The 12,569-nt window shown below is 73.5% G+C and carries 13 protein-coding genes; 7 read left to right on the forward strand and 6 right to left on the reverse strand.

The genetic code is table 11. From position 1 onward, the window contains the following. Positions 1-1,219 (reverse strand): biotin synthase BioB (bioB, locus tag ACOV8S_RS07225; protein WP_448316793.1); only part of this gene is annotated, 1,219 nt, incomplete at its 3' end. A 156-nt stretch (positions 1,220-1,375) separates the two neighbouring features. On the opposite strand from bioB, the gene ACOV8S_RS07230 reads away from it, so the two are divergent. After that, positions 1,376-2,575, forward strand: a complete 1,200-nt coding sequence (locus ACOV8S_RS07230) for an 8-amino-7-oxononanoate synthase (RefSeq protein WP_448316794.1) — start codon at positions 1,376-1,378, stop codon at positions 2,573-2,575. A gap of 104 nt (positions 2,576-2,679) precedes the next feature. Then, positions 2,680-3,270: a flavodoxin family protein gene (locus tag ACOV8S_RS07235; RefSeq protein ID WP_448316795.1), complete on the forward strand. Its 591-nt coding sequence runs from the start codon at positions 2,680-2,682 to the stop codon at positions 3,268-3,270. 31 nt (positions 3,271-3,301) lie between these two features. Here the strand turns inward: ACOV8S_RS07235 and ACOV8S_RS07240 are convergent, their stop codons facing one another. From ACOV8S_RS07240 to ACOV8S_RS07250, 3 genes are all read right to left on the reverse strand, one after another. Further along, a complete protein-coding gene (locus ACOV8S_RS07240) occupies positions 3,302-4,468 on the reverse strand; it encodes an ARPP-2 domain-containing protein (protein ID WP_448316796.1) in 1,167 nt (388 codons plus the stop codon). Next, positions 4,465-5,937 carry a hypothetical protein gene (locus tag ACOV8S_RS07245; RefSeq protein ID WP_448316797.1) on the reverse strand — a complete coding sequence of 491 codons (1,473 nt, stop codon included), beginning with the start codon at positions 5,935-5,937 and terminating at the stop codon, positions 4,465-4,467. Before ACOV8S_RS07245 ends, ACOV8S_RS07240 begins: the two co-directional genes overlap by 4 nt. A 175-nt stretch (positions 5,938-6,112) precedes the next feature. Next, positions 6,113-6,997 (reverse strand): LysR substrate-binding domain-containing protein, encoded by an 885-nt coding sequence (locus ACOV8S_RS07250; protein ID WP_448316798.1) that lies wholly within the window; start codon positions 6,995-6,997, stop codon positions 6,113-6,115. A 93-nt stretch (positions 6,998-7,090) separates the two neighbouring features. Between ACOV8S_RS07250 and ACOV8S_RS07255 the strand changes: the two genes are divergently transcribed. The 5 genes from ACOV8S_RS07255 to ACOV8S_RS07275 all read left to right on the forward strand — a co-directional run bounded on the left by ACOV8S_RS07255 (position 7,091) and on the right by ACOV8S_RS07275 (position 11,162). Next, entirely contained in the window at positions 7,091-8,296 is a 1,206-nt protein-coding gene (locus ACOV8S_RS07255; RefSeq protein WP_448316799.1) for a thiolase family protein, read from the forward strand. Beyond that, complete coding sequence (locus ACOV8S_RS07260; protein WP_448316800.1) at positions 8,293-8,964, forward strand: 3-oxoacid CoA-transferase subunit A; 672 nt, start codon at positions 8,293-8,295, stop codon at positions 8,962-8,964. Before ACOV8S_RS07255 ends, ACOV8S_RS07260 begins: the two co-directional genes overlap by 4 nt. Before the next feature lie 86 nt (positions 8,965-9,050). Next, positions 9,051-9,662 (forward strand): 3-oxoacid CoA-transferase subunit B, encoded by a 612-nt coding sequence (locus ACOV8S_RS07265; RefSeq protein WP_448317385.1) that lies wholly within the window; start codon positions 9,051-9,053, stop codon positions 9,660-9,662. A 112-nt stretch (positions 9,663-9,774) separates the two neighbouring features. Then, complete coding sequence (leuE, locus tag ACOV8S_RS07270) at positions 9,775-10,455, forward strand: leucine efflux protein LeuE (protein ID WP_448316802.1); 681 nt, start codon at positions 9,775-9,777, stop codon at positions 10,453-10,455. A 119-nt stretch (positions 10,456-10,574) separates the two neighbouring features. Next, positions 10,575-11,162, forward strand: coding sequence for an SMI1/KNR4 family protein (locus ACOV8S_RS07275; protein ID WP_448316803.1), 588 nt, complete (start codon positions 10,575-10,577; stop codon positions 11,160-11,162). A gap of 223 nt (positions 11,163-11,385) precedes the next feature. On the opposite strand, the gene ACOV8S_RS07280 is transcribed toward ACOV8S_RS07275, so the two are convergent. Beyond that, on the reverse strand, positions 11,386-12,048 hold the full coding sequence (locus tag ACOV8S_RS07280; protein ID WP_448316804.1) for an NADPH-dependent F420 reductase: 663 nt from the start codon (positions 12,046-12,048) through the stop codon (positions 11,386-11,388). Positions 12,049-12,177: 129 nt separating this feature from the next. Beyond that, a complete protein-coding gene (locus tag ACOV8S_RS07285; protein WP_448317386.1) occupies positions 12,178-12,525 on the reverse strand; it encodes a DUF1330 domain-containing protein in 348 nt (115 codons plus the stop codon). Positions 12,526-12,569: the final 44 nt, after the last annotated feature.

Consider the following 12,569-nt stretch of genomic DNA (forward strand, 5'->3'; position numbering starts at 1 on the left):
TCCCACGGCCGCCCTCGGCGGCGACCACGGCCTCGGCCCCCGCCTCCGCGTGACCGCACGACCCGCCACAGCCGGCCACCGCGGCCTCGCCGCCGATCGACGCGGCCTCGCCACGGTCGGCGTTCGCGTCCCCGCCGCAGCCGGTCGCCGCTCCCTCGCCGGACACGTCGGCCGCCGCGTCCCCGCCGCACACCGACCCGCAGCCGCCACCGGCCGACCGGTGCCGCGGCAGCGTGGGCGTCCCCGCCCCCTCCACCTCGAACCCGGCGTCGGCGATCATCTCCAGGTCGGCCCGGCCGGCCTGGCCCTCGCTGGTCAGGTAGTCGCCCAGGAAGATCGAGTTGGCCAGATGCAGCGCCAGCGGCTGCAGTGTCCGCAGGTGGACCTCACGCCCGCCCGCCAGGCGGACCTCCACGTCCGGGCAGACGAACCGCACCATCGCCAGGATCCGCAGCGCGCGCTGCGGGGTCAGGTTCCACTCCTCGGCCAGCGGCGTGCCCTCGAAGGGGATCAGGAAGTTGACCGGCACCGAGTCGGGGTCCAGGGCGCGCAGGGCGAACACCACGTCCACCAGGTCCTCGTCGCTCTCGCCCATGCCGGCGATCAGGCCGGAGCAGGCGGAGAGCCCCGCGGCGTGCGCCTTCCCGACGGTGTCGACGCGGTCGGCGTAGGTGTGCGTCGTGGTGATCTCGCCGTAGGTGCTCTCGGAGGTGTTCAGGTTGTGGTTGTAGGCGTCGGCGCCCGCGTCCCGCAGCCGCTCGGCCTGCCCGTCGGACAGCAGGCCCAGGCAGGCGCACACCTCCACGCCCTCGTTCTGCTCCTTTACGGCCTCGATGGTGCGCGACACCCGGTCGAGGTCCCGGTCGGTGGGACCGCGGCCGCTGGCCACCAGGCAGACCCGCTTCGCACCGCCGGCCACCCCGGCCGCGGCCGCCTCGGCGGCCTCCTCCGGCTTCAGCCACGTGTACTTGAGGATCTCGGCCTTCGAGCCGAGCCTCTGCGAGCAGTACGAGCAGTCCTCGGGACACAGGCCCGACTTGAGATTGACGAGGTAGTTGAGCTTCACCCGGCGGCCGAACCAGTGGCGGCGCACCCGGCCCGCCGCGGCCACCACATCGAGCAGATCGTCGTCGGAGGTCGCCAGCACGGCGAGGGCTTCTTCACGGGAGGGCGACTCACGTCGGAGCCCCTTCTCCACCAGAGCGGCAAGCAGATCCATGGCCTTGATCCTTGCTCACGCGGCGGACCAGGCAAAGGAGGAAACGGACAACAAGGCGAGGGATGGCGTGTGTGGATGACCACACTTCGTGACCGGCCGACTGCGGCTAGGGTCGGTTCGTCGCGCCCGCACCACCGAGACGAGGACCGGACCGCCATGCCGCTGGCCTGCCAGGACGCCTTCGACTGGATCGACGAGGAGGCCCGCCGTCGCGAACGGGCGGGCCTGGTGCGGGCCCTGCGCCCCCGCGAGGCGCAGGAGGCGGCCGGTGAGGACGCGCCGCTGGATCTGGCCGGAAACGACTACCTCGGCCTCACCCGTCACCCCGAGGTCACGGCCGCCGCGGGCGCAGCGGCCGCCCGTTGGGGCGCCGGGGCGACCGGCTCCCGGCTGGTCACCGGCACGACCGCGCTGCACACCGAACTCGAGGCGGCGCTCGCCCGGTTCTGCGGATTCGAGGCGGCCCTGGTGTTCTCCTCCGGGTACGCCGCCAACCTCGCCGCGCTCACCGCGCTCGGCGGCCACCGGGACGCCCTGATCGTCTCGGACGCGAGCAACCACGCCTCCATCGTGGACGGTTGCCGCCTCGGGCGGGGTGAGACGGCGGTGGTGCCGCACGCCGATCCCGAGGCCGTGCGCAAGACCCTGGCCGCCCACCCGGGCCGCCGGTCCCTGGTCGTCACCGACTCCGTCTTCTCCGTCGACGGCGACGCCGCGCCACTCGGCGCCCTGGCGGACGTCTGCCGCACGGCGGGCGCCGCGCTGCTGGTCGACGACGCCCACGGCCTGGGCGTGCTGGGGGACGGCGGCCGCGGGGCGGTGCACGCCGCCGGGCTCGCGGGGGCGCCCGACACGGTGGCGACGGTGACCCTCTCCAAGTCCCTCGGCAGCCAGGGCGGCGCCGTGCTCGGCCCGGCCAGGGTGGTCGAGCACCTGGTCAACACCGCGCGGACGTTCATCTTCGACACCGGTCTCGTCCCGGCCGCGGCCGGAGCGGCCCTGGCCGCGCTGGGCCTCCTGGAGCGCGAACCGGACCGCGCGGCGCGCGTCCGGGAGGTGGCGACCGCCCTGCACGAGCGGCTCACGGCGGCGGGCCTCACCGCTGCCCGGCCGGACGCGGCGGTGGTCTCCGTGCGGGCGCCGTCGCCGGAGGCGGCCCTGCGCTGGGCCGCCGACTGCCGGGCGGCCGGCCTGCTGGTCGGGTGCTTCCGGCCCCCGTCCGTGCCCGACGGCGTCTCACGGCTGCGGCTGACCGCCCGCGCGGACCTCACCGACCGGCAGATCCGCACGGCGGTGCGGACCGTCCTCACGACCGCGCCCCCGGAGGCCCGACGCACGACGCCACCCGCACCGTAGCTTCCCCGCGAGCCCGCTCCCCGCACTACCGCGCGCCGGAAATAACAGCGCGCACAGGGAAGTTGACGCGGTGCACAGCATGGACCGCGACCCCGGGAGTACCTGTGGACCGTTCGTTCCTCTTCCTCCTCGGCAGCGCCCGGCAGGGCGGCAACACCGAGACACTGGCCCGCGCCGCGGCCGAGCAGCTTCCCGACGGGGTCGAGCAGCGGTGGCTGGACCTGTCGCGGCTGCCGCTGGCCGGCTACGTCGACGCGCGGCACTCCGGCGAGCCCTGGCCCGAGTCGGGCGGGCCGGAGGCGGAGAACGAGGCGCTGCTGCGGGAGGCCACCCTCGCGGCCACGGACATCGTGATCGCCTCGCCGCTGTACTGGTACTCGGTCTCCTCCTGGACCAAGGCGTACCTGGACCACTGGTCGAAGTGGCTGACCGTACCCGGGCTGGACTTCCGGGACCGGATGGCCGGGCGCACCCTGTGGGGCGTCACGGCGATGGGGGACTTCGACGAAGGGGTCGCCGCACCGCTGGATCTCATGCTCGGCAACGCCGCCGCGTACCTGCGGATGCGCTACGGAGGCGTGCTGCTGGGCAACGGCTCGGCGCCCGGGCAGGTCCTGGACGACGCGCGGGCACTGGTCCGCGCCAAGACCTTCTTCGCGCAGGAGGCTCCCCTCGCCCGCTCCACCGGAGAGTAGGCGGCGCCCTCGCCGCCTACTCGGGCGGCGTTCAGCCCTGCCCCAGCCGCCGCTGCCGCCGGTAGCGGTCGAGGACGTCCTGGCGCAGCAGGTTGCCGAAGCCGGCGTTCTCCAGGCGCAGCGCCAGGGCCGCCTCCGTGATGCCGAAGTCCGCTGCCGTGTCCGCCAGATGCCAGTCGTGGGCGGCGAGCCGGTCGAGCAGGTGCCCGCGGCGGATCTGGCTCTCGGAGAGGCGGAACGTCTTGAGGTAGGCGATCCGGCCCCGCTCGTCGGTGATCGCCTCGCCGATGTGGTTCTCCGCGTGAGGGCGGAAGGCGGGCAGGAAACGCGAGAGGGTGAAACGCCCGAGGCGGTACACCCGCTGCCAGGCGTACGCCTCCTGGAGCAGGCCCGCGGCCATCGTCGAGCCGTGGAACTGGGCCCACTCGGCCTCCTGCCGGGACGCGGCGGCGCGCAGGTCGGCCAGGGAACGGATCCGCGCCCCGCGGAGGTCGGCCCGGAACTCCGGCACCGGTGGCATCAGCATGGCGTAGTGGTACACCAGGTCGCCGTACAGGTCCTGCAGCAGCGTCGCGTGCAGCGCGCGGTAGTCGTCGGGACGGGGGACCACGAAGGCCGCGGCCAAGGCGTCGGCGGCGTACAGCAGGACCCCGCACTGGCCGGGGTGGATCTCGAACACCTGCAGGGCCTCGGCGAGTCCCTCCACGGCCGCCCCCGCGTAGGCCTGCTCCGCACGAGGGGACAGGCCGTTGCGGATCGCCCGCTGCGACCACTCCTCCCAGGCGATCGACGGGCCGTTGAAGTGCAGCGCCAGATAGCCCTCCAGCGCCAGGTGCAGCGGCAGGAAGCGGAGCCGGTCCTTGGCCTCGCGGCGGGCCAGCCGGCGGTGGATGCGCAACGGCATCACCTCGGCCGGGGCGAGGTCACTGTCGGCGGACAGCCGGGTGCCGTAGGCGGCGGCCGGGGAGCCGTCCTTCGTCCAGGTGGCGACGAAGCCGTGCGGCACGTACGAGAAGTAGGCCTCGCCCGGTCCGGTCTCCACCAGGCCGGCCGCCGTGTCGTAGGCCCGCGCGCCGAGCCGCAGGTCCTCCACCGGCACGTCGCGGACGAGCGGGACCAGGCGTACGGCGCCCCACACCTGGGCGGGCAGGGTGCGCAGACCCGTCAGGTCGAGTGCGGACGGCGCGGCGGCGCTCATCGGGTCCTCCCGCGGTCGGCGGTGGGGTCGTCGATGGCGTGGTCGTCGGTGGTGCGGTCCAGCAGCCGGGCCGCGCGCTCCTCCAGGTACGCGGTCAGCTCGGCCAGGCCGGTGCGGCCCTCCGCGAACTGGGCGAGCTCCACCAGGGCGGCCATGTCCTCCGCGTCACGGATGCCCGCGGTGGGCACCGCGGGGGAGAGGCGGCGCACGTCGAAGCCGCCGGAGTCGTACACCGGGTTGAGGTGCACGACGCTGGTGCGACGCGCCGGGTCGAGCCGGGTCCGCCACACGCGCAGCACCTCGGCGGCCAGTCCGGGCGGCGCGTTGTCCCAGCCGTCCGAGACGATCACCAGCCGCGACGGGGCGGTGTCCAGGGCGTCGATGATCCGCCGGCCGAGCGGCGTCGGCCCGTGCGGGAAGGCGAGCAGGGCGTCGTCACGGCCGGACGTCCACAGCGCGGTGTAGTCCTCGGCCAGCGCCCCCAGCAGGTGGTGGCAGGCCAGGGCGACGGCCAGCGGACGGCGCCGCTTCACGCCCGAACCGTAGGCGGAGAAGCTGTCGTCGAGGACGGCGGTGACCTTGCCCCAGCGCCCCCGCAGCGGCCCGGCGACCCGGCGGGCCGCGGACTCCAGGGCGCCGGTGAGCTCCGCGCGCCGGCGGACGCGGTCCGCGACGGGCAGCGAGAGCACGTACGAGGCGAGCCGGGTCAGCGGCATCCGCGTCAGGTCGGCCCGCACGTCGGCGGCGCCGTGCCGCAGGGCGGACTCCTGCAGCCGCAGCGTCTCCAGCCGGGTCATCCGTGGGGCGATGCGCTCCAGGAACACGGCCCGGGGGACGCCCTGCCGGGCGGCGAACCCCTCGGCCACCGTGTACGGGAGGTCGTACAGGGCCGCCTTCTCGTGGTGGGCGCGGCGCCAGGTCTCCAGGAGCGGCGCGGCGTAGCGGGCACGCGCGCCGGGGGCGAACAGGAAGTCGGACAACTCGGCCGCGGCGGGCCGCAGATGGGCGTGGCGCAGTGCCGCCTTGAAGGCGCCCCGGTACTTGACCGCGTCGAGCGCCGGATCCGGGCGGGCGGCCAGCCAGTCGCGCATGATCGCCCGGGTACGGCGGTTGTTCACCCGGGCCCGGCGCAGCGTGCCGAACAGGCCGTACACCCGCTGCGGAGGCAGCGACGCCAGCCGTGCCGCGATCAGGCGGCCCTCACGGCGGCGCTGCTCGGCGGTGGCCTCGCCGGAGGTCTCCAGCAGGCGGCGCACGATCAGCACCACGTTGTGGTCGTTGATGTCGAGCGCCAGGACACCCGCGTACAGGTCGCGGTAGTTGCCCAGCATGTAGGCGTGCAGGAAGTCCAGCGACAGGCTCTGCTCGCCCGCCGAGGCGTGGAACTCCCGCTGCCCGGTCGCGGTGATCGCCGCGTTGACGAAGAGCAGCACGTCGTCGGCGGCGGCGAGGTCGCCGAAGGTCTCCATGGACCGTCCCCCCGGGATGCGCGACCGGATGTGCGAAGGCCGGCCGGGGAAGGGGGGCACGAGCTGCGAATCATTGCTTCAAAGGCAGGTTCCGGAAGTCGCACCGGAGTCCCGCGGCCGGCACGGGGACGCTAACAGAGCCCGCCGCACGTCCTCCACCGGATATCCGCCGAGGTCAGCCGCCCGCGCACTCCTCGACGACCGCGGCGACCTGGTCGACGGCCGCCGGGTCGCGCCGGGCACGGCGCGCCAGGAGCAGGTCGACCGACTCTCCGCCGGTGAGCGGCACATAGGTCACCCCCTCGACGTGCAGGCTCTGGACCGAGGCCGGGACCAGGGCCACGCCGTGCCCGGCGGCGACCAGTACCACCAGGGTCGCCGTCTCGCCGACCTCGAGGACCTGTGCCGGCTCGAAGCCCGCCCGCCGGCAGGCCGCCAGCACCAGGTCGTACATCGACGACCGGTGCTGCGAGGGATGGATGACGAAGGGCTCCGCGGCCAGGTCCGCCAGCGGCACGCTGCGCCGGCCGGCCAGCCGGTGGTGGGCGGGCAGCACCGCCACCAGCGGCTCCGAGCGCAGGGGAAGAGTGCTGATGTCCTCCGCGTCGACGGCGCCCCGCAGGACGGCCAGGTCGAACGCACCCGAACGCAGCCCCTCGACCAGCTGCGGGGTGAGGGTCTCGCCCCGCAGCTCCAGGGTGATCCGGGGCAGCCGGGCCCGGACCGTCCGGGCGACCCGGGGCAGCACGTCGTAGGTGGCAGTGCCGATGAAGCCGACCGAGACCCGCCCGGCGTGGCCGGTGGCCAGCTCCCGCATGTGGGCCAGCGCCCGTTCCTCCTCGGCCACCAGCGCCCGGGCGTGACCGACCAGGTGGTGGCCGGCCTCCGTCAGCTCCACGTGCCGCGTGGAGCGGTGGAAGAGGGAGAGGCCCAGCTCCCGCTCCAGCTGCTTGACCAGCTGGGACAGGGCGGGCTGCGCCACGTGCAGGCGGGCCGCCGCCCTGCCGAAATGGCACTCCTCGGCCAGGGCGAGGAAGTGGCGGAGCTGGCGGAGTTCCATGCCTCCACTGTAACGCCACTGATAAGAGCAGCTTATCAATCCATGCACACTGGGTCTTGGACGCGAACAAGTGGCGACTCGTACGGTGAGTAGGTGACCGAGAGCTATCTGTACGCAGCAGCCCGCACGCCCTTCGGGAAGTTCTCCGGGGCCCTCGCCGACGTCCGGCCCGACGACCTCGCCGCCACGGCCGTCAAGGGCGTCCTGGCCAAGGTCCCCGACCTCGACCCCGGCGAGATCGGCGACGTCGTGTGGGGCAACGCCAACGGCGCGGGCGAGGACAACCGCAACGTCGGCAGGATGGCCGTCCTGCTGGCCGGCCTGCCCACGTCGGTGCCCGCCACCACGGTCAACCGGCTCTGCGGCTCCTCGCTGGACGCCGCGATCATGGGCTCCCGCGCCATCGAGACGGGCGACGCGGACATCGTGCTCACCGGCGGCGTGGAGTCCATGACCCGTGCCCCCTGGGTCATGCCCAAGCCCGGCCGCGCCTTCCCGGCCGACAACGTCACCGCGGTCTCCACCACCCTCGGCTGGCGGCTGGTCAACGAGCGCATGCCGAAGGAATGGACCATCTCCCTCGGCGAGTCCAACGAGCAGCTGGCCGACCGCTTCTCGATCTCCCGCGAGCGGCAGGACGAGTTCGCCGCCCGCTCCCACCTCCTCGCCGACGCGGCGTGGAACGAGGGCTTCTACGACGACCAGGTGATCCCCGTCGTCGTCGACCGCAAGGGCGGCGAGCTCACCCGGGACGAGGGCATCCGCCCCGGCTCCTCGGCCGAGAAGCTCGCCGGCCTCAAGCCCTCCTTCCGCCCCGACGGCGCCATCACCGCCGGCAACGCCTCGCCGCTCAGCGACGGCGCCTCCGCGGTGCTGCTCGGCTCCGGCGAGGCAGCCGGTCGCATCGGCGCCGACCCCCTCGCCCGGGTCGCCGGACGCGGCGTCTTCGCCCTGGACCCGCAGGAGTTCGGCTTCGCCCCCGTCGAGGCCGCGAACCGTGCGCTCCGGCGCGCGGGCATCTCCTGGTCGGACGTTGCCGCCGTCGAGCTCAACGAGGCCTTCGCCGTGCAGTCGCTGGCCTGCGTGGACGCCTGGGGGATCGACCCCGGGACCGTCAACACCAAGGGCGGCGCGATCGCCCTCGGCCACCCGCTCGGCGCGTCCGGCGGCCGCATCCTCGGCACCCTGGCCCGCAGGCTCGAGGAGTCGGGCGAGCGCTGGGGCGTCGCCGCCATCTGCATCGGCGTCGGCCAGGCGCTCGCCGTCGTCCTCGAGAACGTCGCCGGAGGCACTCGATGAGCGTCCAGCTGTGCGAGCACGCCGACGAGGCGGTCGCCGGGATCGAGGACGGCTCCACCGTGCTCGTCGGAGGCTTCGGCATGGCCGGCATGCCGGTCGAGCTGATCGACGCCCTGATACGCCAGGGCGCCAAGGACCTCACCGTGGTCTCCAACAACGCCGGCAACGGCGACACCGGACTCGCGGCGCTGCTCGCCAAGGGCCGCGTCCGCAAGGTGATCTGCTCCTTCCCGCGCCAGGCCGACTCCTGGGTCTTCGACGACCTCTACCGGTCCGGGCGGATCGAGCTCGAGGTCGTCCCGCAGGGCAGCCTCGCCGAGCGGATGCGGGCCGCCGGAGCGGGCATCGGCGCGTTCTACTGCCCCACCGGCGCCGGAACCCTCCTCGCCGAGGGCAAGGAGACCCGGGAGATCGACGGCCGCACCTACGTCCTGGAGTACCCGATCAAGGGCGACGTCGCGCTGATCGGCGCGTACCGCGCCGACCGCATGGGCAACCTGGTCTACCGGAAGACCGCCCGCAACTTCGGGCCGGTGATGGCCACGGCCGCCACCACGGTGATCGCGCAGGTCCGCGAGATCGTCGGGACCGGCAGCCTCGACCCCGAGGCCGTCGTCACCCCGAGCATCTACGTCGACCGCGTGGTGCAGGGGGCTCAGCGCGCATGAACGCCAACGTCACGAACGACGGGAACGACAGGGCCGACAGGAACACGAAGGCGGCCGGCCACGGCGGCCCGCTCGGCAAGCACGAGATGGCGGCCCTGGTGGCCCGCGACATCCCGCCGGGCGCCTTCGTCAACCTCGGCATCGGTCAGCCGACCCTGGTCGCCGACCACCTGCCCACCGACTCCGGGGTGGTCCTGCACACCGAGAACGGCATGCTCAACATGGGGCCGGCCGCCCAGGAGGGCGGGATCGACCCCGACCTGACCAACGCCGGCAAGGTGCCGGTCACCGAGCTGCCCGGCGCCGCCTACTTCCACCACGCGGACTCCTTCGCCATGATGCGCGGCGGACACCTGGACATCTGCGTCCTCGGCGCCTTCCAGGTCTCCGGCCGGGGCGACCTGGCCAACTGGCACACCGGTGCGCCCGACGCCATCCCCGCCGTCGGCGGGGCGATGGATCTCGCCATCGGCGCCAAGAAGGTGTTCGTGATGATGACGCTCTTCGCCAAGGACGGCTCGGCGAAGCTGGTGCCCGAGTGCACCTACCCGCTCACCGGGCTGGGCTGCGTCGACCGCGTCTACACCGACCTCGCGGTCTTCGACATCACCCCCGAGGGGGTGAGGGTCACCGCGACCTTCGGTATCACCGTCGAGGAGCTCGCCGAGCGCCTCGACGTACGGCTGCTCACCGCCTGAGACCTGCATCCCCCGGAGCCGTTCCACCAGGCCGTCGTGCCTTGCGGAACGGCTCCGTCCGGATAGCGGGCAGATGATCGCCATAACCGCCCTTTCGTGTGACACTCCGGTCATGTTCTCGTCGTTCGGTGTCGTCAATCTCCCGACCTACCTGGCGGGCGTCCTGCTGATCGTCCTGCTGCCGGGTCCCAACTCCCTCTACGTGCTCTCCGTCGCCGCCAGGCGCGGCGTACGCGCCGGCTATGCCGGGGCGGCCGGCGTGTTCTGCGGCGACACGGTGCTGATGACGCTGTCGGCGGCGGGTGTGGCCTCGCTGTTCCAGACCAACGCCATGCTCTTCGGCGTCGTGAAGTACGTGGGCGCGGCCTACCTGGCGTGGGTGGCGATCGGCATGCTGCGGTCGGGCTGGGAGATGTGGCGCACCCGGCACGAGGCGGGCGGCACGGCCGAGACGGTCGCGGCCGCGGCGGCGGGGGAGTCGGGCGGCAAGGTCGAGCGCCCCTTCCGGCGCGCCTTCGTGGTCAGCCTGCTCAACCCCAAGGCGATCCTGTTCTTCATCTCCTTCTTCGTGCAGTTCGTCGACCCGAACTACGCCTACCCGGCGCTCTCCTTCCTGGTCCTGGGCGCCTTCGCGCAGATCGGCAGCGTCCTGTACCTGAGCGCGCTGATCTTCGGCGGCACCCGGCTCGCCGCGGCCTTCCGGCGCCGCAGGCGGCTGTCGGCCGGCGCCTCCTCGGCGGCAGGCGCCCTGTTCCTCGGCTTCGCCGCGAAGCTCTCGCTCGCGAGCGCGTAACGCACACCGGTGGCGGCCTGCGCGCCCCGTCCGGTCGCGCGCAGGCCGCCGCCGCGCTGTCCGGACGGGCCGTCTTCGCTCCGCCGCGGTCAAGGTGACGGGGACGAGAAAAGGGCACCATGGATCCCCGCATACCCCGGCTGCGTCGCAAGCTGGCCGCGATCCCCTTCCAGCCGCTCCGCAGCCACTCCTTCGGGGAGGAGAAGCACGAGCTCCGCCTCGGTCCGAAGCTGACGGAAGCACGCGTCGCGGCGTTCGAGACCGAGCGCGGCATTCTCCTGCCCGACGCCTACCGGCAGTTCCTCACGCACCTCGGCGGCTCGGGCGCGGGGCCGTTCTACGGCCTCACGTCGCTGGAGCGGTGTGCCGTGATGGTCATGAATCCGCGCGGAGAACCGGGTGCGCCCCGCGGTTTCCGCGGAGCGGACTCCAGGGCCCGCGCAGGCGATCTCTTCCTCCGCATCATCGAGATGGGCTGCAGCGACGTATGCGTCGTCGCGGTGACCGGCCCCCTCACCGGCCGCGTGCTCACCGGGAACGCCGACGGTTTCTGGGGCCCCAACGTCTCCTCCGCCACCGACTTCCTCGACTGGTACGAACGCTGGCTCAACCACATGGCCGCCGGCCGTGACAACCGGGCTCTGCACCTCACCTCGCCGCGGCTCCGTGCCCTTCCGCACAGCCGTGGCGTGGCGCGGAAGGCCTGATCCCCCGTGGCAGCCGCACGGAACGCCAGCCGGAGTGGACCGGCATGCCTGACCGGCGACACAGACCCGGCCGTCCCATCGGTGGCCGTGCATCCACTCGGCGTCCCCACGCCCCGCGCGGAGCCGCGCGAGGACCCGACCTGGACCAGAACGTCTCCGGCTCCTCCCGCGGGGAGGCCCTGCGGAGAAGCCGGGGACGCCTGATCCGGAAGGACGCGGCCGGTCAGCCGCGGAACTCCGGCGTGCGCTCCCGGGACGCTTCCGCCAGCGCCTTGGTCACGCTGTCCACGCCCTCGCGCAGCCCGTACACCGGCGTGGCCGGCTGCTGGCGCCAGCTGTCGTCGATGCCGCCCGCGTCGACCGTGTCGAAGCCCAGCTCGTCGATGAGCGCCCGCACCTTGGCCTTGGCGGCCTCGTCGTCGCCGGCGACCGGCAGGGCGATCCGGTCCGGGTTGCCGGCCGGACGGGGACGGTCGAGGATGTCCTGGGCGTAGGTGCCGTTGAAGACCTTGATCACCGGGTGGCCGATGCGGCGCTCGGTCCAGCGGCTCTCGGTGATGCCCCCGTCCTCGATCTCCGCGATCCGGCCGTCGCGCTCGCGCGGGTAGTAGTTTCCGGTGTCGATCACCGCGACCCCCTCGGCGGCCCCCTCCAGCAGCCCGGCGGGCAGCTCCGGGACCGCCTTGAGCGGGACGGCGACGACGACGATCTCCGCGCCCCGCGCCGCCTCTTCGACCCGGACCGGCGTCGCGCCGGTCTCCTCTGCCAGCGCGGTCAGGGTCTCGGGACCGCGCGAGTTGGAGACGGAGACGTCGTGCCCGAGGGCGGTGAGCCGCCGGGTGAGGTTGCCGCCGATGTTGCCCGCGCCGATGATGCCGATCTTCATGTCCGACCCTTCGTCGAATGCGCATGCATGCGTCTGTCAGGGAGAGACAACCCTGGCAGCGCAGCCCGCTATTCCGTGCCGCGGCCCGCTGTGCCCCGCGAGCGACGGCGGGCCGTGCGGGTGCGCGGGTCAGGCCCCGGTCAGGCCGTCCCGGATCGCCTTGGCGGTCACGGCCGGGTCGTACCCCTCGGGCACGCCCTCGACGAGGATGATGTCGCCGTCGATGTGGCGCGAGCGCAACGGGGCGATCTCCCGGTAGGCGGGGGAGTCCCACCAGGCCCGCGCCTCCTCGATCCCCGGGAAACCGACCACCACCACACCCCCGGGCCAGCTCCCCTCCTTCACCTCGTGCGGGGTGGCGTGCACCAGGAAGCGGCCGCCGAACGGCTCGAAGGTGGCCGAGACGCGCTCGATGTACTCGGCGATCTCGGGGTGGGGCGCGGCGTCCTGCAGGTGCGCGATGGCATAGGCGGGCATCGGTCTCTCCAGTCCTCGGGCTCCGAACATCCCGATCCTGGCAC

The sequence above is a fragment of the Streptomyces sp. CO7 genome, from assembly GCF_053474865.1.